This is a genomic window from Micromonospora lutea (assembly GCF_016863535.1).
Classification (GTDB): Bacteria; Actinomycetota; Actinomycetes; order Mycobacteriales; family Micromonosporaceae; genus Micromonospora; species Micromonospora lutea.
The window spans coordinates 60004-81521 of record NZ_BOPB01000018.1; the positions used below are offsets into that span (position 1 = coordinate 60004).

17 protein-coding genes and 1 pseudogene are annotated in these 21518 nt (G+C 67.6%); 5 read left to right on the forward strand and 13 right to left on the reverse strand.

Going from position 1 to position 21518, the window contains the following annotated elements:
• Positions 1 to 59: 59 nt before the first annotated feature.
• Entirely contained in the window at positions 60 to 374 is a 315-nt protein-coding gene (locus Vlu01_RS17455; protein ID WP_204000618.1) for a hypothetical protein, read from the reverse strand.
• A 50-nt stretch (positions 375 to 424) separates the two neighbouring features.
• Here Vlu01_RS17455 and Vlu01_RS17460 point away from each other — a divergent pair, with 50 nt between their 5' ends.
• Entirely contained in the window at positions 425 to 1498 is a 1074-nt protein-coding gene (locus Vlu01_RS17460) for a nucleotide kinase domain-containing protein (protein ID WP_239095958.1), read from the forward strand.
• Between the two features lie 37 nt (positions 1499 to 1535).
• Here Vlu01_RS17460 and Vlu01_RS17465 read toward each other — a convergent pair whose 3' ends face one another.
• The 4 genes from Vlu01_RS17465 to Vlu01_RS17480 are packed head-to-tail and all read right to left on the reverse strand — an operon-like array spanning position 1536 to position 3961.
• On the reverse strand, positions 1536 to 2330 hold the full coding sequence (locus Vlu01_RS17465) for a thymidylate synthase family protein (protein ID WP_204000621.1): 795 nt from the start codon (positions 2328 to 2330) through the stop codon (positions 1536 to 1538).
• Positions 2331 to 2339: 9 nt separating this feature from the next.
• Positions 2340 to 3305 carry an ImmA/IrrE family metallo-endopeptidase gene (locus tag Vlu01_RS17470; protein WP_204000633.1) on the reverse strand — a complete coding sequence of 322 codons (966 nt, stop codon included), beginning with the start codon at positions 3303 to 3305 and terminating at the stop codon, positions 2340 to 2342.
• A gap of 6 nt (positions 3306 to 3311) precedes the next feature.
• On the reverse strand, positions 3312 to 3704 hold the full coding sequence (locus tag Vlu01_RS17475) for a helix-turn-helix domain-containing protein (protein ID WP_204000636.1): 393 nt from the start codon (positions 3702 to 3704) through the stop codon (positions 3312 to 3314).
• A gap of 2 nt (positions 3705 to 3706) precedes the next feature.
• A complete protein-coding gene (locus Vlu01_RS17480; RefSeq protein WP_204000639.1) occupies positions 3707 to 3961 on the reverse strand; it encodes a hypothetical protein in 255 nt (84 codons plus the stop codon).
• On the opposite strand from Vlu01_RS17480, the gene Vlu01_RS17485 reads away from it, so the two are divergent.
• Together Vlu01_RS17485 and Vlu01_RS17490 are read left to right on the forward strand one after the other, a co-directional pair.
• On the forward strand, positions 3936 to 4967 hold the full coding sequence (locus tag Vlu01_RS17485) for a nucleoside triphosphate pyrophosphohydrolase family protein (protein ID WP_204000641.1): 1032 nt from the start codon (positions 3936 to 3938) through the stop codon (positions 4965 to 4967). The two genes, Vlu01_RS17480 and Vlu01_RS17485, sit on opposite strands and share 26 nt — an antisense overlap.
• 278 nt (positions 4968 to 5245) lie before the next feature.
• Positions 5246 to 6627 (forward strand): annotated as a pseudogene (locus tag Vlu01_RS17490) (IS1380 family transposase).
• A gap of 308 nt (positions 6628 to 6935) precedes the next feature.
• Here Vlu01_RS17490 and pglX read toward each other — a convergent pair.
• Positions 6936 to 10217 (reverse strand): BREX-2 system adenine-specific DNA-methyltransferase PglX, encoded by a 3282-nt coding sequence (gene pglX / locus Vlu01_RS17495; protein ID WP_204000643.1) that lies wholly within the window; start codon positions 10215 to 10217, stop codon positions 6936 to 6938.
• A 165-nt stretch (positions 10218 to 10382) separates the two neighbouring features.
• On the opposite strand from pglX, the gene Vlu01_RS17500 reads away from it, so the two are divergent.
• Complete coding sequence (locus tag Vlu01_RS17500; protein ID WP_204000645.1) at positions 10383 to 10586, forward strand: hypothetical protein; 204 nt, start codon at positions 10383 to 10385, stop codon at positions 10584 to 10586.
• A 392-nt stretch (positions 10587 to 10978) separates the two neighbouring features.
• The gene (locus Vlu01_RS17505; RefSeq protein WP_204000647.1) at positions 10979 to 13315 is read left to right on the forward strand and encodes a GmrSD restriction endonuclease domain-containing protein; all 2337 of its coding nucleotides are present in this window, start codon (positions 10979 to 10981) and stop codon (positions 13313 to 13315) included.
• 132 nt (positions 13316 to 13447) lie between these two features.
• Here Vlu01_RS17505 and Vlu01_RS17510 read toward each other — a convergent pair whose 3' ends face one another.
• From Vlu01_RS17510 to Vlu01_RS17540, 7 genes are all read right to left on the reverse strand, one after another.
• Positions 13448 to 14212 carry a hypothetical protein gene (locus Vlu01_RS17510; RefSeq protein ID WP_204000649.1) on the reverse strand — a complete coding sequence of 255 codons (765 nt, stop codon included), beginning with the start codon at positions 14210 to 14212 and terminating at the stop codon, positions 13448 to 13450.
• Between the two features lie 629 nt (positions 14213 to 14841).
• Complete coding sequence (locus Vlu01_RS17515; RefSeq protein ID WP_275409367.1) at positions 14842 to 15591, reverse strand: thioesterase II family protein; 750 nt, start codon at positions 15589 to 15591, stop codon at positions 14842 to 14844.
• Complete coding sequence (locus tag Vlu01_RS17520; protein WP_204000654.1) at positions 15588 to 16844, reverse strand: cytochrome P450; 1257 nt, start codon at positions 16842 to 16844, stop codon at positions 15588 to 15590. The genes Vlu01_RS17515 and Vlu01_RS17520 overlap by 4 nt, the downstream gene beginning before the upstream one ends.
• Positions 16835 to 17140 (reverse strand): phosphopantetheine-binding protein, encoded by a 306-nt coding sequence (locus Vlu01_RS17525; RefSeq protein WP_204000657.1) that lies wholly within the window; start codon positions 17138 to 17140, stop codon positions 16835 to 16837. The genes Vlu01_RS17520 and Vlu01_RS17525 overlap by 10 nt, the downstream gene beginning before the upstream one ends.
• 20 nt (positions 17141 to 17160) lie before the next feature.
• Complete coding sequence (locus Vlu01_RS17530; RefSeq protein ID WP_204000660.1) at positions 17161 to 18423, reverse strand: cytochrome P450; 1263 nt, start codon at positions 18421 to 18423, stop codon at positions 17161 to 17163.
• 14 nt (positions 18424 to 18437) lie between these two features.
• Positions 18438 to 19682 carry a cytochrome P450 gene (locus Vlu01_RS17535; RefSeq protein WP_204000664.1) on the reverse strand — a complete coding sequence of 415 codons (1245 nt, stop codon included), beginning with the start codon at positions 19680 to 19682 and terminating at the stop codon, positions 18438 to 18440.
• Positions 19673 to 21490: a non-ribosomal peptide synthetase gene (locus Vlu01_RS17540; protein WP_204000667.1), complete on the reverse strand. Its 1818-nt coding sequence runs from the start codon at positions 21488 to 21490 to the stop codon at positions 19673 to 19675. Before Vlu01_RS17540 ends, Vlu01_RS17535 begins: the two co-directional genes overlap by 10 nt.
• Positions 21491 to 21518 lie beyond the last annotated feature (28 nt).

Below are 21518 nucleotides of genomic sequence, written 5' to 3' on the forward strand. Positions count from 1 at the left end.
GCGGGCAACTACTTGATCCTGATTCTGAAGCGCAAGGGCGCGTCGGCAGCGAGTCGCTCCTATCCGGGCATAGCCTCAGTAACACGCCGCAAGGCGTCCCAAAGGACGCCGGGCTTGACGTCGTAGTGCAGCGCGGATCGAGGCCCGCTGTCGCGGGGCCGGGCTGTGAGCGTTCCGGCCGACTGCAGACGCAGCATCACCGGGCGCACGATGCTGTCGCCCAGGCCGGCGTGCCGGGCGACCATACGGGTGGTGACCCCCTGGTTGTCCATCTGGGTCAGCTCCACGATCGCGCGGATGACGTCCGCAGCGGCACGGTTACCGAAGATCGCAGCTGAAAGCGACCGCCGGTCATCCGCTGCCTCGATCTGCATACGAGTATGGTGCAACACGTAACGCGTATCGCGTCACGAGAGGCGGCAAGATGACTACCGCGACGGCGTCGGCCCGGCCTCGGCACGAGGAACCGCTCCGCTGTACTCCCGGAAGGGAGCAGGTCGGCGACGGCGAACCGCCGCCGCAGGTGACCATCGCGGGCCGGCGGCTGTCCCCAACAGTGGTGTTTGACACCTACTGGAGATTTGCGGCCACGAGGCAGGCGATCTACGAGGCGCGCATCGCTGGCCGGCCAGGGCCGTGGACGAACGATCCGATCTTGAGCCAGCACCGTTTCACGAACTGTTACCGGGCCGCTGACCGGGTAAGCCAGTACCTGATCTCCCGCGTGTCCTACGCCGGCGAGCAGGACATCGATGAGGTGTTCTTTCGGACACTGCTGTTCAAGACCTTCAACAAGATCTCGACATGGGAGCTGCTCACTGCAGCGGTCGGCACGCCTACCTGGAAGACCTACACCTTCGACGGGTACAACACTGTGCTCACCGAGGCGTTCGCCCGCAAACAGCGCTTGTACTCAGCCGCCTACGTGGTGCCGCCGCCGTCGCTGGGCGAAGTGCGCAAACACGGCAACCATCTGCGTCTGATCGAGATGCTGATGAGCACGGGAGCGCCCCATCGGGTGCGGGACGCCGGCTCCATGCGAGCCGCTTTCAACCTCCTGCGTGGTTACCCGGCTATCGGCGATTTCCTGGCCTACCAGTATCTGATCGACCTGAACTACTCAGCGTCCTACGGCTACGGCGAGATGGAGTTCGTCGTGCCCGGACCAGGAGCACGCGACGGCATCCGCAAATGCTTCGGGTCCGCGGCGATCGGTATCGAAGCCGACATCATCCACTACATGGCGGACCACCAGGACGAACACTTTCAGCGGCTGGGACTGCGGTTCCGCGGGCTGCACGGGCGGCCGCTGCAGCTCATCGACTGCCAAAACCTGTTCTGCGAAGTCGACAAATATGCGCGCGTCGCGCACCCGGACGTCGCCGGCGTCAGCGGCCGAACCCGGATCAAGCAGCGCTTCCAGGCCGTCGCTGACGCGATCCCGGCCTGGTTTCCGCCTAAGTGGGGCATCAACGGCCCCGCCCGGCTTGAACCCTGACCATGGTGGCCGGGTCCGGCGGTGAAAGTGGGCGGCGCTATGCCGCCAACATCGGCGTGGTCTCGGTCAGTAGCGGTCGCAACAGCCTGATGGCATCGCCATCGAGCTGGGCGTAGCCGGCGGTAACAGTCAGCGTGCCCGGTTCCAGGTCACTCTGCCGCGCCACATAGGCGAGCAGGTTTCCCAGGCCGAGGTAGTTGCCGTACGCCTTTTCCACCATGTAGTGGCTGCGGTACAGGGCGGCGAGGTGAAGCCGGCGGGTACGGTTGTCGAGCTGGAAGGAACAGTGGCTCAGGCACGGAAACTGCATGATGCCGTTGTCTCGTCCAGGTACCCGAATGGGCGCGGAGGCGGTCCAGGACTTGCCGTCCTTGGACGGGTCGGCAAGGTTGGCTTCGTAGCAGGCCGACTTGGGGTTGATCTTACCCTGCAGGCGCAGCTGGCGGATGATGCCACCGATCTGGTCCACGCCGCCGTCCTTGCCGGGGTAGTCGATTAGCCGGTGGAAGTAGGTCCCCAGCCGGTTGCTGCTGTGCATCCGCTTCAGCGCCGGATAGAGATTCCTGTACCGGCTGACGAGATCCTCGTGCGTAGCCGTGTTGGCCGCGAGGGCAGCCGGGAAGATGGTGTTAGCGACGGTGCGCACCGGCTGCATGCCCTTGACCGCGAGGATCCGGTCAAGCTCGGCCCGGACCACCGGATCGTCACGCTGCGGATCGAGGATGCGCACGACCGTGTGGAAGGCGCGGTGTGTGGGGACGTCGAGCAGCGCTCGGCAGGTCCGGACCCACGCAGTGGAGACGTCTAGCGCTTGGACGGTGAAGGTTTCCATGCCGGCTCCTTACTCCTGGTGGGCAGTTCGAGGGCGATCTGGCTCATTGGCGCAGCCCCAGGCATCGGCAGCACCAAGCCGGCGCACCGGTGCGACCACGGTGACGGAGATCAGGTCATGGCCGGGCACAAGGAAGGAGATCGCGGACGAGCGGCGGAAGCGCTCGGTGACTTCCACAGTCAGACCGGCGCGCCCGTCTGACTCAGGCACGCCGTTCACGGCGTTCTCTGCGGGGCGAGCATCCGAGTCCGCAGCAACCAGCCCGTCCGGCAGGTGTGTGATGCGGGCTCCGGGCGGTAACAGCAGCAGGTCGCCAGCGGCGACGTGGAGCACCGCTCCTCGGGCCGGCGGCCGGACCAGGAAAAGGTGCGACGCCGGCTTTTCCAGCGTGGGCCGGTGCAGGCGTGCCCGCAGGCGCTGCGGTGGGACGCGGGGCCACGAGGCGGCGGCCCTCGCATGGATCTTTTTCAGCCGGCCTAGGTGACGCACCGTTCCGGCATAGGATGTTCCGAGCCATCGGGCAACCTCATACGCCTCTTCCGGTTGCTGCACCTGCTCGATCCCGATGCGCCGCAGCGCGGCGTCGACCGCCGGTGGGGGCATGAGGAACCAGGCCGCGAAGCTCTCCGCCTGCATCTCGACCGCCGTCCACATCCGCCGTGGGTGCAGGCCGGCGATGTCTAGATCCGCATCGGCTCGGCTCCCGTGGTCGAAGGCGTGATGACCGAGCTCGTGGGCTGCGGTGTGGCGTAGACCGATCTCGTCGAGTGATGCGTTGAGCAGCACGGCGGGGCCGCTGTCGTCGGGTCCGAAGTAGAAGCCGAAAAGCTTCGGCATAGGACGCGTCAGGCAGTCGACCCCCGCAGCGCGCAGCGCGGCGAACACATCGACGTAGCCGGTTCGGTCGATGCCCAGGTCACGATGCACCTGGGGAGCGCGTAGCATCGCGGTCGCGTTTGCGGTCTGCCAATTCATGGTTGCCTACGACTCGCCGCCGTCGTCACCGGCGCTCTTCTCGGCGATGCGTTTGAAACGCAGGTACTTGGCGTACTCCATGACCTCGGCGACGTCGCCTTCGGTCAACCCGGCGAGTGCGCGCGGAAGACCGGCCAGCGCGTGCTCGCCGACATCGGCGTCGGCGTTCTCGTCGAGAAAGTAGGTGGTCGGCAGGCTGTACAGCCGAGCGATCTTCTTGAGTTCCAGGCTATCGACCCGCCGCATTCCGCGCTCGATGTCGCTTACCGCGCTCCGTGCGATGCCGGTGTTCTGGGACACATACTGCTGGGACATGCCGAGGTACTCTCTGGTTGCCTTCAGGCGTTCGCCCAACCGGCGGAGTTCAGGGTCGGTCGTGCGGGTGTCGTGCTGGTCCATGGCTATGAGCTTTCTGTGATGATGCAGTGAACAGTGTGGGCGAAGGTCAGCACCGAGCGGGCGGACCTCGCGACCTCGGCATTCGCCGAAACCTTTATCTGATACTTCGCCTCGATGTCAGTGAGGATTTCTGCGATGAAGATGGAGTCGATGGGCAACTCGTGACCTTCGGCAGCGAGTCTCGCCTCAAGATCTCGGGCGGGTTCCTTGAAGTGAACGGCAAGCGCGTCAATGATCGCGGACATCACGTCGCTCACCGTCACCCTGTCAGTGCTCGTTGTCCTCACCCCTCTTGCTGTCGGCAAATCCGACCCCTTGTGGCATCATACGACAGATGCCGTCGGGAAGCCAGACGGCGTGTCGGTTCATCAGGCAGGAGCGCTCGTGGAGTTCGGTCGGTATCAGAAAGCGGCGGTCAAGACATTGCAGGGCTCCGGGAACGAGCAGGACTCGGTCGTCGTTCCCCTGCTCGGCCTGCTCGGCGAGGCAGGCTCGGTCGCCACCGCATACAAGAAGCACCTGCGCGACGGTCCCGGCCGTCCGCTCGGCAAGCAACAGATCCGCGAAGAGCTGGGCGACGTCCTCTGGTACGCCGCCACGCTGGCCGACAGCTTCGACCTTGACCTCGACGACGTCGCCGCAGCCAGCTTGGAGAAGGCCAAGCAGCGGTGGCGCCCGTCCGATCTGGAAGAGCCGCTGCTGGACGAGCACTTCCCACCGGGCGAGCAGCTGCCCCGCCGGGCCGTCTTCACCTTCACCCCCACCGTCCGAGAGTCCGACGGGCGTACTGTGGTCATGCTTAGCCGCGACGGAGTACCGGTCGGTGATCCTCTCACCGATGCCTCCGCCGTCGATGACGACTACCGGTACCACGACGCCTTCCACCTGGCCCACGTTGCGGTACTCGGGTGGTCACCGGTCATGCGATCGCTGCTAAGGGTCAAGCGAAAGAGTGCTCCGGCCATCGACGAGGCAGAGGACGGCGGTCGTGCCATCGCCATCGAGGAAGGCATCTCCGCGCTCGTGTTCTCCTACGCCTCCCGACACGGCTTCTTCGACCACCTGCAGCACGTGGACAACGAACTGCTTCAAACCATCACGACCATGACCGCCCATCTCGAGGTCAGCAACTGCAGGCCCGCCGACTGGGAGCAGGCCATCCTGACCGGATACCGATGCTGGCGCACCCTGACGGCGCAGAACGGCGGCACGCTGGAGATCAACATGGAGGAACGAACCATGCGGGTACTACCTGCCGATTGATGCGGCGACGTCTACGAAAGCCCGGGCAGGGCACCCTTTGCGAGTCGGTGCCGACGGCCGACGATCGCGGGCGGCCGCGTCGGTGGCTCGAGGCTGGGGGAATCGATGGTGGCGGGGAGGGCACGACGAGTCGGTACACGACGCTAGCCTCGGTGATTCACGTTGATCGTCGATCATGGCCGTTCGTCGGCGTGTAGATAAGCGGAAGTACCTGCCCTGCAAGGGAAACTTGTGATTGCGACATCTACAGGTTTCTCTTCGAGGGAGGCACTTCCGAGGTGCAGCTTACGGCGTGGTCGAGGGATCTGCGGGTCACCGCGGGCGGGTCGGGTGTGGTGTCGCATGTCGGTGCGGCGTTGTTGCGGTTGCTGGCGGATCGGGCCGGGTTGACCGTGGCGTTGTCGGCGGGGCTGGCCCGGGCCGGCCGGTGGCCGGTGCATGATCGGGGTCGGGTGCTGGTCGACCTAGCGGTGATGATCGCTGACGGTGGGGAAGCGATCGCGGACATCGACGTGCTGCGTCACCAGCGGGAGGTGTTCGGGCCGGTGGCCTCGGACACCACGGTGTGGCGGGCCCTGGACGAGATCGGCGTGGTCCAGTTGCGGCGCATCGCCGAGGCCAGGGCGAAGGTGCGCGCCGGGATGTGGCAGCTGTTCGGCGGTCCGCCAGCGGCGCGGGCGGCGGGCCGGGGCGTCGGCGCCGGTGTGGTGGTGCTGGACGTGGACTCGACGATCGTGATCGCGCACAGCGACAAGGAAGGCGCTGCGGCCACCTACAAGCACAGCTTCGGGTTCCATCCGATCCTGGTGACCTGCGACAACACCGGGGAACTGCTCGCCATCACGCTGTGGCCGGGCAACGCCGGCGCGAACACGGCCGCCGATCACCTCGACGTGCTCGCCCAAGCGGTCGCGCAGGTCCCCGCACCGCACCGCCCGCACCTGCTCATCCGGGGCGACTCCGCGGCAGCCACCCACGCCGTGCTCGACTGGCTCACCGAACAGGACAGCAAGCGCGGCCGGCGGGTGGAGTACTCCCTCGGTTGGTCGATCGGCGAGACCGAACGCGCCGCCATCACCGGCCTGCCCGCCTCGGCCTGGTCGCCGGCGATCGACGCCGACGGCGGTGTGCGCGAAGGCGCCGCCGTGGCCGAACTGACCGGCCTGCTGCACCTGCCCGGCTGGCCGGCCGGGATGCGGGTCATCGTCCGGCGGGAACGCCCCCACCCCGGCGCCCAGCTGACGCTGTTCGAGGAACGCGACGGCTGGCGCTACACCGCCTTCGTCACCAACACCACCACCGGCGCCTTGCAGTGGCTGGAGGCCCGCCACCGGGCCCACGCCCGCGTCGAGGACCGGATCAGATGCGCCAAGGACACCGGCCTTCGCCGGTTACCCTCCCGCGAGTTCGCCATCAACGCCGCCTGGTGCACTGCAGCGGCGATGGCCGTCGACCTGATCGCGTGGCTGCAGCTCATCGGCCTCGACGGCGACCTGGCCAAGGCTGAACCGAAACGGCTGCGCTACCGGATCCTGCACACCGCCGCCCGACTCGTGCGCGGCCAACGCCGCCGCTGGCTGCGCATCCCGCCACCTGGCCCTGGGCCGAACACATCACCGCCGCGTTCAACCGGATCGCGGCCATCCCCGCCCCCGGCTGACCAGCTCAGCCGCTGTCCCAACAACCGGAGGACCCCCAGGAGACCACGCCCGCCGCCGCGACAGACGGCCCGCCACCACGCCCGGAACCAACAACACATCGATCAACAGCGAACAGATCTACCGGGCGGAAAGAGCCGGCGTCAGGCGCGAATCATCGAGGCTAGGTGCGCCTCGGGCGGCAGGAAAGGGCTTGATCGACGGGGGTTGGAAGACGTTCAGGTGCGTGTGACTGACCGATCTGGTGGAGCCGGAAGGATCATCATGTGGATGGTTCTGGTGGTCAGATGGCCTGACTGAGCTACATCGATCAGCTGTGCTTGCGGGGACGCCCGCGCTTCGATTTCAGTGGACGCCAAGCGCGTAGATCCTTCTCGGTGACATCCCACCGGACCATCAAGTCGTCTAGCAGTGTGCGGTGGCTCTCGTACTGCTGGTCGCTACACCATTGCTTTACCCACGGCAGCAACTCGAGCAGGCCGGCGAGCAGCGGTACGCCGTCCTCGCGAGTCGGCGCGGCCGACGCGAGGTTGGATAGCACCATCGCACGGTCCTCGACGGGCCAGCCGGCCCACCCCACCATGGCGTCCTTGATGGCGCCTCCCGAGCGTGCATAGGACACGAACCGTTCGCCAGGCACGTCGTACTTGCCACGGTGTCGCCAGTAGCTCACCTTTAGGAAGTCGGCGCTGCTGTACTTCGGTGGCATCGGGGTCGGCCCAGTAAGACCCAAGTCCTGTTCCCGTTGTAGCCGCCACGTCTCCTCCCACTCAGCGCGCTTTACGATGCCCGAGTCTCGATAACGTAGGGCGGCGAGGTGGGGGACGACCTCGTCCGCGAACAGGTCTCTTACGACGTCGACCAGCGGTTGGCCTGGTGCGTACAGTTCAGCGGCCTGGATGAACGCCGGGTCCTCGCCCAGCAGCTCGGCTAGCTCCACGATCGTTCGCGGTCGTGCACGTCTTGCGCCGTCTGCGATGTCGTACCAGAGCTCGGCCGTCTCACACCTGTCGAGCAACCAGGTGCGCAGCGCTCCGGCCGCCATGGCGTCCCAGCCAGGGGAGGCCCATCGTCGTTTGAACTCCGGCCGTTCGAGAGTCCGCAGCCGACTGTCCCGCTGCATCGCGTCGATGCGCCGCTCGACCACCTCACGGTAGGACGCTGGCCAGTGGGCGGGGAGGTCGGTGGTCGGGAGCGCGCCGTGCCGCACAAACCAAGCAGTGTCCAGCTCGCCGGCGACCATCTGTCGGGCCATGACGATCTCGAATGCTCGCTGGCCGAAGGCCAATGATGGAACGGCAGAGGCGGCGGCCACTAGGCCCGCTTCCTCGGTCAAGCCATACCGGAGATAGACCTCCCAGTCCAGTTCCTCCTGCAGGGCCACCATGCGGGCGCGGATAGCTTCCCACCGGGAACGAGCCGTGGAGAACCCTTCGCGGCTCGGGGACTGGTGGCTGAGGACCGCTGCGGGAGTGGCCTCAGACAGCTCCAGGGCGAGCCGATCCAACTCATCGGCGTACGTGGTGCGCAGCTTCTCGGGCAATGGGAGCTCGCGCAGCCGGGTGGCGGCGATCTCGTAGAAGGCGTCCCAGGGTTCGCCGGTACCAGTCTGGTCGACGCCAGGCCTGCCCTTGCTGTTGCTGCCCTGCTTTAGCCAGAAGCAGACCGAGGAACTGTTGAGCCATGCGGTCAGGTCGGTGCGGCGCTGTGCCGCGTCGGGGGAGAGCTCGATGATCGGTGCGGAGTGCAGTGGCACCTCATCCCTGTGCAGGGCGGCGAAGTGGTTGTGGGTGGCAACCCAGGAGTACGTGATCAGCCGGGCGTGGGTGCCCCTCCGACCAACGAACTGATGCCAGTCGTACCAAGGTCTTCCGCTCTTGTTGGCAGATCCGTCGAAACCGGATGGGCGGTTCCGCAGCACCAGACCGTACGGCCACAGCCGTCGTAGATGCGCGGGATGCTGGTCGATCGAGATGATATCGCCCGATGAATCGTACGGGCAAAAAGCGTAGCGGTCGGCCTGGGCGTTCCAGTCCCGGACTTTGGAGCCGGAGATAACGCCCACGAGGGCGTCGTCAGCAGGAATTCCGAGCGTCGCGAACGTGTGACGTGGTGCGGTGAAGATGTCGTCCGATCCCGTGTTAGCGAAGTATCCAATTCGCACCACGTAGTCGTTCAGCCGACGTGGCGCAGCGGCAATCTCCGCGAGGACCTCGTCCGCCTCGCTTGTCGCAATCGTCAGCGGAAACGAACGGAGTTGCTCTCGGCTGACGTAGCGAGACGCCGACCACGTGTCGGCGCGACCAGGACGCGCTGTCTGTCGCAGCAACGATCGCCAGACCGGCGCCCGAGCGGGATCGGACGGGACGGCCGGCTCGCCGCGCAGACCGGCCACGGTGAGCACCGGCACCGCATCACGAGGCGGCTCATTGCGGCCGATCAGTATCACTGTGGGCGTGCCGTGGCCTGGGATGAACGCGCCCGAAGTGTCGATGATGTGAGTGAGCGCGACCCGGTGCCCGAAGAACTCCTCGACGAGCCTTCGACCGAACTCGCGCTTCATGAACGAGTTGGACGTCAGTTGACCGACATGGCCGCCGGGCCGCGCCAACTGGAAAAGCCTCTGTGAGAAGGGGATCGTGAGGGCGTACCTGCCGACGCATGCGTCGTACCGGGCACGGTAGACCTCGTTGAGGACCTTGTCCCGCACCGTGGTGTAGGGCGGATTGCCTACCACCACGTCGTAGCCGCCACCGAAGGGGTCCTCGACCAGCGAATCGGCGACGGCTACCGAGAATCTCCAGTCGAACCGGGCAACCTCGCTGAGCTTCGTGGCACCAGACGCGCGCACTGCAGCCATGAGCAGGCGGAACCGGGTGATAGCCACGGCGAAAGGGTTGAGATCTACCCCGTGCACGGAGCGCAGCGCACGACCGACCAGATCCTCGACGGCAACCGTGGGAGCGGCCTGCTGCCAGACGGAAAACAGCCGCGTGAATGCCTCCAGGACAAAATGCCCCGACCCGCAGACCGGATCCATCAGGCGAAGGGCCTCATGCCCACGCTCCTGAAGTGCAGGTTCAAGCGTGAGATCCAAGATGAACTCGGTGACGAAGGCAGGCGTCTGCAGTAGGGCGTACTGCTTGCTGGCCTTCTCGTCGATGACCTGGTAAAGGTCGCCTAGGAAGCGGGTGTCCAAGTCCGCGGTGGCGAGGTCGTGGGCCATTCCGCCGTTCGTGTCGGGGCGGTTCCAGAAGGCAACCAGGTTGCCGGCCATCTGGTCCGAGACCGGCAGGTCGAAGATCGCGTTCTGACTGCGGTCGAACAGCCCGGTCCCCGGATCGACCGCCGCGAAGGACTCGAACCGGGAGAGGAGCCAGGGCAGCTGCTGGTCCGGCGCCGCAGGAGCCGACTGTCGATCGATGAGGCGGTTGTCTTCCGCGAACCGCACGAACAGGGTGCCCAGCACCCACCCGACCGCTGCTTGGGCGACCTGCGCGTCCGAGACGTCGTCGGCCCGGGAGGTGCGTAGGTCCTCTTGGACAAGCCGCACGAGCCGGCGCAGTTGGGTGGATAGCTCCGCGGTCGACACGTTGAGACTCGCCTCCTGAATTTTCTAGACGTGTTAGAACACTGCTACTCTACCCCCACAGCTTCCCCTCCGTCGCACGCCACTGACCTTCAACAGGCACGGACGTGCACCGGTGCCCGACAAGCATCCGGAAACAGCCGGAGGTCACGAAAGGACGGATCGGCAATGACTCCTCCGACGCGCCCCCTCTGGCTCGCGGTGATCATCGTCTTCAGCCTCATGGTGGGCGCGGCCGCCGGACTGCTGACGGGGATGAGCTCGCGAGATCCGGTCGCCGGGATCTTCACCGGGGCCGCCGGCTTCACCGGCACCGTGCTCCTCCTGCTGGCGATTGCGGCGTTCCTCACTTCCTCGCCCGACCGGTCCTGAGATTTCGTGTCCGCAGCCTGAGTCGCCCGCGAGCCGCTGGACCATGCCGGTCCAGCCGCGCTCGCGCGGTAGGCCCTTCGCGGATGTGCTGAGGCGCACGGCACTGGATTCGGACACGCACCGCTCCGCAGTCGACGTCCGTAAATCGCCCGTATGCGCCGACACCGTCCGAATTTGGGCACCCGGCTCTGCCGCCTGAGCAGGCTCTACGTCTTTAGGGCGTGGCTTGAGCCGGCCAGCGCTGGCCTGATCTACGACATGACCGGATGCGGGACCGCATTCGAGATCTTGCCCCGATCCGCCGACGGCGCCGACCCACCCGTTCGGGGTAGTCCCTGGCGGACTCGCCCTCGTCTACTGTGGCGCATGGGCGTGCCTCGGGGAGGGCTGGAATGGCGAAGACGTTCGAGAGTGGCGATGTTCCGCTGGCAGACCTGCTGAATCAAGCACGCCAGGGTGTACTCCAGCTTCCCGACTTCCAACGGGGATGGGTCTGGGACGATGAGCACATCCTGAGCCTGCTCGCCTCGGTCTCCCGCTCGTTTCCCATCGGCGCCGTGATGACGCTGGAGACCGGCAACGCCGAGGTTCGTTTCCGACCCCGGCCGCTCGAGGGAGTCCCGAGCGCCACGGCGACCACCAACCCGAAGTACCTACTGCTCGATGGCCAGCAACGGACCACCTCGCTCTACCTGGCACTGCGCTCCGGGGCTCCGGTCCGCACCCGGGATACCAGGAAGAAGGAGGTGGAGCGGTGGTACTTCGCCGACATCGACGCCTGCATCGACCCGGACGCCGACCGGACCGAGGCCATCCTGTCGCTCCCGGCTGACAAACGACGGACGACCTCCCGGGGCGAGGTGCTGCTCGATGCGTCCACGACCGACGCGCAGGTGCGAGCCGGCAAGGCGGGTCTCTTCCCGCTCGACATCGTCCTCGATCCGAATGCCACCCTCGACTGGCAGTACGCCTACCTGAAGGCGGGCCCGTCGATGGATCAGCAGCTCCATATCTGGAAGCAGTTCCAGGAGGCGCTGATCTCGCCTTTCCTGCATTACAGCGTCCCCCGGATCGCTCTCGACCAGAAGACGTCCAAGGAGGCTGTCTGTCAGGTCTTTGAGAAGGTGAACACCGGTGGTGTCGAGCTGACAGTCTTCGAGCTGCTGACGGCGACGTTCGCGGCGGAGAACTTCCGGTTGCGCGACGACTGGGAAGGGCGACAGGCGACCTGGGCTGACGAACCGCTACTTGCCGACCTGGACGCCACGACCTTCCTGCAGATCGTGACGCTGCTCTGGACGCGGAGTCGCTGGGAGCAGCGCACGCGGGAACGTGTTCGTGGTGACCGGGTGCCGGCAGTTTCCGCCAAACGGCGGGAAATGCTGTCGCTGCCCCTGAACGGATACCGGGACTGGGCTGACGCCGTCACCGGCACGCTGCAGCGGGTGGTGCGTTTTCTGCACGGCGAGCGCATCTTCCGTGCCCGTGATCTGCCGTACAGCACCCAACTGGTCCCGTTGACCGCGATCCTCACGTTACTCGGCGAGGACGCCTTCACGCCAGGGCCCCGCGCGAAGCTGCGGCAGTGGTACTGGTGCGGGGTGTTCGGAGAGCTGTATGGCGGCACCACCGACACCCGGTTTGCCAACGACATCCAAGACGTGCTCAGCTGGATCCAGGACGACGGCGAAGAGCCCCGCACCGTCCGCGAGTCTCAGTTCCAGGCCGAACGACTGCTGGGTCTCCGGACCCGGAACAGTGCCGCCTACAAGGGCCTCTACGCACTCGCCATGAAGCGCGGCGGCCGCGATTTCCGAACCGGCGACACGATCGACGCCAAGGCCTACGCGGCCGACTCAATCGACATCCGTCACGTCTTCCCGCAGAAGTGGTGCGCGGCGCACGGCATCGACAGCAGCTACGCCAACTGCATCGTCAACAAGACCGCCATCGACGGACAGACCTGGGGGTACATCGGCAACAACGCGCCAAGCCAGTACCTGGCCGCGATCGAAGCTGACCTACCGGTGAGCTCGCAGGACCTGGACGCGATCATCGCCAGTCACGACATCGACCCGCTCGCACTTCGGCAGGACGACTTCCGCGCTGTCTTCGACGCCCGCTACGAGCGGTTAATCCGACAGATCGAGGACGCGACGGGCCGGCCGGTGAACCGAGGAGACAGCCACGGCAGCCCCTTCGCCACGCACCAGGGCGGAGCAGCGCTCGCCCGTAGCATCCAGGCGCTCATCAAGGCCGGAGAGAGCAAGATCGTCGAGTTCAAGTCGACCGGACGGAAGAACCTGTCTACCGGCCAGAAGGACCGCGAGATCGAGTGGGCGGTCACCAAGACGATCGCTGGCTTCATGAACGGTCACGGCGGGACGCTGCTCGTCGGCATTGAGGACGACGGGAAGGTCATCGGCTTGGAGGAAGACCTCACAATTTTCACGAAGAAGAATACTGACGCCTGGGAACAGTGGCTCACTCATCTGCTCATCCAAGATTTCGGCAAGGCCCCGACGGCCAACGTGACCGTCAGGTTCGGCACCATCGAGGACCGGACGGTCGCCCGGGTCGATGTCGCGCCTGCCTCAGAGCCGGTGTACACACTTCGAACGAAGACCGGGACGAAAGGTGCAGTCTTCCTCGTGCGGCTCAACAACACGACGCAGGAGATCGATGGGCCCGAGGCTTACGCCTACCAGCACAACCGATGGTTCAAGTGAACGCGCCTTGCGTCACGCCGAGTGCGGATTGTCGGGGATGCTCGCGACCGAACATGGCAACGAGCAATCTCGGTAAGGTCGGGCAGCTAACAGCGATAGTCGATCATCATCTCACTACCGCCGGCGAGGGCTCTAACGCTCGTCAGCGAGGGTGAACAGGACAAGGCCGCAGTCCAGCTGCGCGGCGAGCCGGTGGATGCGTCGCAGGGGTGGGGCGTCAACGTCCCGTTCGCGACCGCGTCCCATCTGCCACGCACTCTCTAGCATCGCTTCCTCCAGCGCGCCCAAGCTGACGCGTTGACGATCTTGTTGTTGTCCGGCATTCCCCGCTCGATCGGCGGCGCGGCCCACGATGCCATCCCAAGAGACGCGGAAACGTGGGGGCCGAGGGTCGGACAAGACTCGGCTGTTGCCGTCCTCGGTGGTGACGTAGGAGTGGCGTCCATCGCCTTCGCCGAATTCACCTGGCGGCACGAGCGCTGAGCGGTGGAGGACCTGGCCGAAGGCGTAGTGACGGTCGAACTCCGCTTGCCGGTGGAAAATTGGTGCTGCGTAGTAGACGTCTCCGGCGCCATTGGTTTGCAGACGCTCTTGAAGCCGCAGTAGCGCCCTGTGCTGGTGTCCGTCGGTGTCGATGCTGAAGCGGTAGTGGCGCTTGTTGACGTGCACCCAGGTATGTGACTTCGGGTGACGGCGGCTGATGAACTGCGCCCGCTTGAACTGGAAAAATAGGGCGTATTCAACAAACGACAAGTGGGCATCCCAACCCAACTTCTCCTCTTGCAGCAGAGACGGCAAAACCGGCGCCTTGAGGGACCGGTAGATCTCTGCCAGGACCGACTCGGCTTCGCGGATCGAAGCGTAGCCGTAAGAAAACTCGGAGAACTCGCAGTCCACACAGTATTTTAGCTGATGCGATCAACCCGTCGGGACACGCCAACGAGCCGCTGCCGTGCTCGACGGTGGCAGATTCGCCCGGGCGCGGAAGGCCGCGATGCGGGTAGTTGCTTGTCGTGTGTGGGTATGCCCGATAGCCCGGGTGTTCGCGCCGGGTGCGCGGTGTCTCCGTGGTGGCTCGGGGTCGGCAGGTCGGCGGCGGTCGGGCCGTGGCGGCAAGGAAGTCGATGGCGGCGGGGGAGTGGTGCGATGACTCCTTTACTCGGCTGGTTTACACTTCACGCGACCTGGGAGAACGTGCCTGAGCACGCCGCTGGACCACCGGACTACTGGGGGTCAAGGGGTCGTCGGTTCGAATCCGGCCGTCCCGACAGCGAGAGGGTTTCCGCAGGTCAGAGACTTGCGGGAGCCCTCTTTTCATTGCTCGGCATGGATGCCTGGTCTAGCACGCCGCTGTCGGACTCCTTGACTCGGGCAGGTTGTCATGCCACTACTGGATCTTCAAAAACTCACCGACGGGATCTCCGGACCTGGGCCGGATTCCTCCCGCGACTGGGAGTCTCCTGGAGGCTGGGACGGCCGGATCCGCCGCGCCGTTCCACGCGGCCTCGGTGTCCCACCTCGCCCGATCACGACGGCGTCAGCAGTTCCGTGAGGAGCACATCGCGCAGGTCGTCGGGTGGATCGAGGAAGGTGAAATGCCCGCCGGGCAGCGTGACGAACCGGGTGTCACCGCACCGGTCCCAGCCCCCCATCTGCTCCGGCCGGACGTCCGTGTCGTTGGTCCAGGAGAGCGCGAGCACGCGACCAGGCAGCCGCGTCGGATCCGGTACGACGTACGCCGCGTTGGCAGCGACGTCGGTCGCCAGCGTGGTGACGGCGAGATCGAGTAGGTCTGGGACCGGCGTACCGCCGAGGTGCCGCACGATCGCAGCCATCTCGACGGTGAGTTCGGCCCGATTCATGCTCAGGAACCGACCATAGGGTCCGTCCTGGGGAGCGACCTCGGACGAGACGACCACGCACCGCGGTATCGGGCCGCCGGCGGCGACCAGTTGGGCGGCCACCTCGTATGCGGCGAGCGCCGAGCCACAGTGACCGAAGAAGCCGAACGGGCGGTCCAGGTGTGGACGCAGTGTGGGGATCAGTGCCCCGGCGAGGTCCTGGTACGTGGCGGGCGCAGGTTCCCGGATCCGATTCTCCCGCCCGGGCGGCTGCACCGGGCAAATCTCCAGATCACCGATAAACCGGGGCCACCGGTGGAACATGCTCGCTCCGCAGCCGGAGTACGGCAGGCAAAACAGCCGGGCAGCCGAGTCCGGAGACGGATCTCGCAGCAGCCAGCGAGGCGCCCGGCGGCGTCGGGTGGGCGACGTCACCGCGCCCCCCCGGCGCAGGCGGAAGTCCGGCGGGTCACCCGAACCGGCGCGTGAGTGAAACCGGCCGCGAAGGTCGACCGGATGTGCCGCACCCCGTCCACCGGTCGCACCTCCGCCACCCGGGCGAAGAACTCGTCGAAGACGGTGGTGAGCATCAGCCGGGCCAGCGCGTGCCCGATGCAGTAGTGCGCCCCGCCGCCCAGCGCGACGTGCCGGTTCGGCTGCCGGTCGGGTACGAAGACGTACGGGTCGGCGAAGACGCTCTCGTCGCGGTTGGCGGAGCCGAGCCAGACGACGACGGGTGCGCCAGCCGGCAGCTGGACCCCGCCGAGCACGGTCTCGCGAGTGGTGTGGCGCAGGAAGTGGTTCGCCGGTGATGCCCAGCGCAGCGCCTCCTCCACCAGCAGGTCGAGGCGTGGACCAGCGGCCGACAACCGGCCGTAGTCACCCGAGCGGGCCAGTTCGAGCAGGGCGGCCGTCGGCACGTTCGGCACGGTCACGGCCGCCCCGAGCAGCAGGCTGTAGCAGTTGGACAGCACGGCACCGGGATCGAGGGCGGCACCATCGACCTGTAAGGCCAGCAGGGTACCGATCAGGTCGTCCCCACCCCGCCGCTGTCGTTGCCGGACCTGGTCTTGGAAGTAGGCGAACAGCTCCCGGTGGGCCCGCTGCAACGTGGCGACGGGTCCACGGGGCAACTGCCACGTCTCGTCGTCGGGTGCGATCGCCATCATCGTCAGCCGGGTCAGCCGGTCCCAGTCGGCGTCCGGCAATCCCATGAGCGTGCTCAGCACCGCGACCGGCAACCGGTTGAAGATCCCCGCGAGGTCGACGACGCCCTCCTCGGGCAGGTCCGACAGCAGGGCGGTGACTCGCGCGCGGATCATCGGCGCGTGCCGGGCGACGGCGGCGGTGTCAAGTTGCCCGTGCAACGGTGCCCGCATCCGGGTGTGCCGGGGTGGATCGGTCGCGGCGAGTTGCCGGCCGCTGGCCGGGTCCGGCTTGCCCAGCAGGGTCAGCAGAGTCCCCCGCTCCGAGGTGAACGTCTGGTGGTCACGCAGCACGATCCGGACGTCAGCGTGCCGGGTGACCGACCAGAATCCGAGTTCCCCGGTGGGCTGCCAGGAGACCGGAGCGTGGGCCCGGGCCCAGCGCCAGACGGCGTGCGGGTCGTCGGTCGCGTGGATGGCCGGGTCGGCGAGATCGAGCGGAGCCGGTCGGTCGGGGCCGGGCGGGGCGGGGATCAGTCGCACGCGCCGCTCCCGGCACGACTTTCGTCGATCGCGGCGGCCAGGTCGGCCACGGTCGGATCAAGGTAGAGGACGGTGGCGGGTACCGTCACCCCGAACGTCTGCTCGATCTCGACGAGCAGCTCAGCCGCGAGCAGCGAGTGCCCGCCCAGCTCGAAGAAGTCGTCGTCGACCCCAATCCGGTCCAGGCCCAGGCGGACCTGCCACAACTCGGCGAGTTGTCCCTCCAATTCGGTCGTGGGGGCGCGGTACTCGCTGGACAGGTCGGGGTCACGTGGGCGTACGACAGGAGGGGTCACGCCCGCACCCACCGGGCCGGTCATACCAGCACTCCGGCCTGCCGGGCCGGCACCGGTCGACAGCTGATCGGCAGCTGGGTGACGCCGTTGATGAAGTTGGAGCGGAGGTGGACCACCGGCCCGGCCACCTCGAAGCCGTCGAGCTGCCCGATCATCTCCTCCAGGAGGATCCGCAGCACGGACTGGGCCGGCGGTGCGCCGATGCAGCGGTGCACGCCCACGCCGAACGCGAGATGGGGGTTGACGGCGCGGGCCGGGTCGAACCGGTAGGGATCGGTGAAGATCCGTTCGTCGCGGTTGGCCGCGCCGATCCAGGCGGCGACGAGTTCTCCCGGCCCCAGGTCGACCTCACCGAGCCGGACCGGGGCGAGAGTCCGGCGGAGCAGGTGGTTGGTCGGCGAGGCCCACCGCAGGGCTTCCTCGACGGCGCGCGGGACCAGGTCGGGCCGGGCGCGCACCGTGTGCCATGCCTCGGGCCGTTCGGCCAGCGCCAGCACCAGGTGGGCGGCGACCTGTGGGGTCGTGGTGACCGCCCCCATGACAAAGCTGTAGCAGTTCAGCAGCACCTCCTGCTGGTCGAGCCGGCGCCCGCCCACGTCGAGGCGGAGCAGCTCGGAGACGACATCGTCCTGCGGGCGGCGTCGACGGTCGCGGATCACCTCGTTCAGGACGGTGAAGAGCTCCAGGTGGGCGCGGTGCAGGGTCGCGCTCGCCGAACCCGTCGCGTACGCCGGGTCGTCCGGCGCGACCCCGGCCATCGCCCACCGGGACACGTCGGACCAGGCCGACTCGGGAATGCCGATGATATCGCCGGCGGCTGCCATCGGCAGGGCCAAGGTCAGCTCGGTCCAGTCGGTCACCCCGCCGCCCGCGAGCCGGTCGCGGACGATCCGGCGGATACGGTCGCGGACCCGGGGCGCGTGGCGACGGGCCGCGTGCATGGACATCAGCGGGATGGTGGGTTGGCGGACCCGGGTGTGGCGGGGTCGGTCCATCAGGTTGATGGTGCGGCCCCCGGCCGGGTCGCCGCCGGTGACGGCGAGGATGGTGCCGTGCTCGGAGCCGTAGTTCTCGTCGTCGAGGAGCACCGCCGTGACGTCGTCGTATCGGGTGACCGACCAGAAGGTGCTGCCGTCGGGGGTCTGCTGCGCCCACATCGGCGCCTGGTCGCGCAACAGCCGCCAGGCCCCGTGCTGCGAGGAGTCGACGTAGCGTTGGGGGTCGTACAGGTCGATGGTGTCGAGTGTGGGCGGCGGGGTGCTCGCCGGTTCCGCCATCCGCATGGCCAGCGCCTTCCTCAGTGCCGTGGGATGCCCTGCACGGGCATCGAGACGAGTCCGTTTATCCAGTTCGACTGAAGGTGGACCAGCGGTCCGACCCGGTCGAACCGGGTGTATGCGGCGGCCAGTTCCTCGAAGAGGATGGACAGGGCCAACCGCGACGACGGTGCTCCGATGCAGTAGTGCGGGCCGCCACCGAAGCCGAGGTGACGGTTCGGCGAGCGGTGGATGTCGAAGGTGAACGGGTCGGTGAAGACCGCCGAGTCCCGGTTGGCTGACGCGATCCATGCGACCACCCAGTCGCCCTTGGGGATCGACACGCCACCGATGCTGGTATCCGCGGTGACCCGACGGACCAGGTGGTGCGTCGGCGAGGTCCACCGGACGCCCTCCTCGACCAGTCCCGCGACGGCGGCGGGGTCGGTGGTGAGCTGCGCCCACACGTCGGGCCGGTCGACGAGCGCGAGCAGGGTGTGGCTGGCCACGTGGGGCGTGGTGGTGTTGGCGCCCAGGATGAAGCTGTAGCAGTTGAGCAGGATCCGCCAGTCCTGCACCGGCGCCTCCCGGTCGTCGAGGGCGTCGAGCGAGATCAGTACGGAGATCAGGTCCTGTCGCGGAGACCGTCGCCGGTCCTGGATTAGCTCGCGGAAGCACGCGAACAACTCGTGGTGGGCGATTCGCAGGGTCCGGGCCGGTGTCGACGCGAGCGCGTACTCCGGGTCGTCGGGCGCGATGCAGGCCGCCGCCCAGATGGCGATGTCGTCCCAGTAACGCTCGGGAACGCCCATCAGCTCCCCGGCGATGATCATCGGCAGTCGCCGCATCAACCGCGCGAAGTCCTGCTCACCGTCGTGACAGGGGGCGATGAGGTCGCGTACCCGCTCCCGGATCCGAGGGGCGCGATCCCGTACGACAGCGTGGCCGAGCGCCCGCATCGTCGGGCCACGGACCGTCCCGTGCCGCGGCGGGTCCATCAGGGTGATGGTCTGCCCGCCCGCCGCGTCGCCGACGCCGACCGAGGCGAGGATCGTCCCCTCCTGCGAGCTGAAGGTCTGATGGTCCTTGATGACGGTCTCGCAGTCCGCGTGCCGGGTGACGCACCAGAAGCCGGTCGCCCCCGGGCGGTCGTGGAACCACACCGGGGCGTTCTGCCGCAGGGTCCGCCAGGTCGCGTGCTGGTCGGCCGTCTGGTAGGCGGCCGGGTCGTACAGCTCGATGTCACCGAGCTCGACAAGCGCCCGGGGGGTGGCGCTCAGCTCCATCGTGCCGCCTCCGGTGTCCGTGCCGACCGGGTGCCGACCAGGTCGGCCAGGTCGCGTGGGGTCGGGCCGCCGAAGAACTCCCCCGCGCTGATCTCCACGCCGACGCTCCGGAGGCGCTCGAGGAGCCAGACGCTGCGCAGCGAGTCACCCCCGAGTTCGAAGAAGTCGTCGTCGACGCCGACCTGATCGAGTTCGAGAACCTCGGCGCAGACCTCGCAGAGCAGCCGTTGCAGGTCGGTGGCGGGCGCGCAGTAGTCCGGCAGGTTGGCCAGGTCGGCACGGGCGGTCCAGGGCGCGGGCAGCCGGGACCGGTCCGGCTTGCCGTTGGGGTCCAGCGGCGGGTCGTCGAGGAGAACCAGGGTCGCCGGCATCAGGTAGCCGGGCAGCCGCTCGCCGAGCCAGGCCCGCAGGGCGAAGGTGTTGACCTGCCGGCCCGGGTGGGGCACCGCGTAGGCGGCGATCCGCTTCTCCTCGGCACTGGTGCTGACCGCCACCGAGAGAGCATCGGCCAGGTCCGGGTGGCGCCGCAGCACCGCCTCGATCTCGCCCAGCTCGACCCGGAAGCCGCGGATCTTGACCTGCCGGTCGAGCCGTCCGTGGAAGTCGAGGGCACCGTCGGGACGGCGGGCGCCCCGGTCACCGGTGCGGTACATGCGCCGGCCGGGCTCGGGGCTGAACGGATCCGGCAGGAAATGCTCGGCGGTCAGCTCCGGCCGACCGTGGTAACCGCGGGCGACCCCGACGCCGCCGAGGAAGATCTCGCCGATCTCGCCGTCGGGGACCGGCCGCAGCTGCGGGTCGAGCACCCGCCAGTGCATGCCGGCCAGGGGGGTCCCGATCGGCACCCGGTCGCCTGGGGGCGCGGTGACGGCGTGCAGGGAGGCGAAGACGGTCGTCTCGGTCGGTCCGTAGGCGGCGTAGAGCCGGGTCCGGCCAGTGGCCTCGGCCACGTACTCCGGCGACAGCACGTCACCACCGGTGATCAGGCATCCGACGCTGTCCAGGGCGGCCGGGTCGTAGCGGACGATCAGGTGGAACAGGCCGGTGGTCAGGAAGAGCCAGTCGGGCCGCCAACGGCGTATCTGGGCGGCGAGCTCGGCGATACCCACGACGGTCGTGTCGAACAGCACCAGCGTCCCGCCCCGGCACAGCGCTCCCCAGATCTCAAAGGTCGAGGCATCGAATGAGGTCGGCGCGAGCTGGGCCACCACATCGCCCGGCGCGACGGCGATCCGTGGTTCGGCGGTGACCAGCTCGGTGACGCTGGCGTGGTCGACCACCACCCCCTTGGGGCGGCCGGTGGACCCGGAGGTGTAGATCAGGTACGCGGTGCCGTCCGGCGTCGCGTCGACCGGAGGCGTGCGCACGCCGTCGGCTGGGTCGTACGAGTCCTGGTCATCGATGCGGAGCACGGGTGGCGAGTCGGCGGGCAGCTTGTCGGCGTGGGCGGCGTCGGTGACCACCAGGGCGGCGTGGGAGTCGGTGAGGATGAACCGTTGCCGCTCGACGGGGTAGGCCGGATCCAGCGGCACGTAGTACCCGCCGGCCCGCAGCACCGCGAGCATCGTCACGACCAGCTCCGGGCCCCGGGGCAGCACGACCGCCACCGCCGTCTCGGGGCGTACCCCGTGCTCGGCCAGCAGCGCGGCGAGCTGGTCGGCGCGGGCGGACAGTTCGCCGTAGCGCATCTCGTCCGCCCCGTAGCGGATCGCGGGCGCGTCGGGGGCGACGTGCACCCAGTGCGCGACGAGCTGCGTGATGGTCGTCCGCAGATCAGGCCGGACGGGCTGGGGAAGCAAGCTGGTCACGATTCACCGCCAAGGGGTCGTGGGGCAC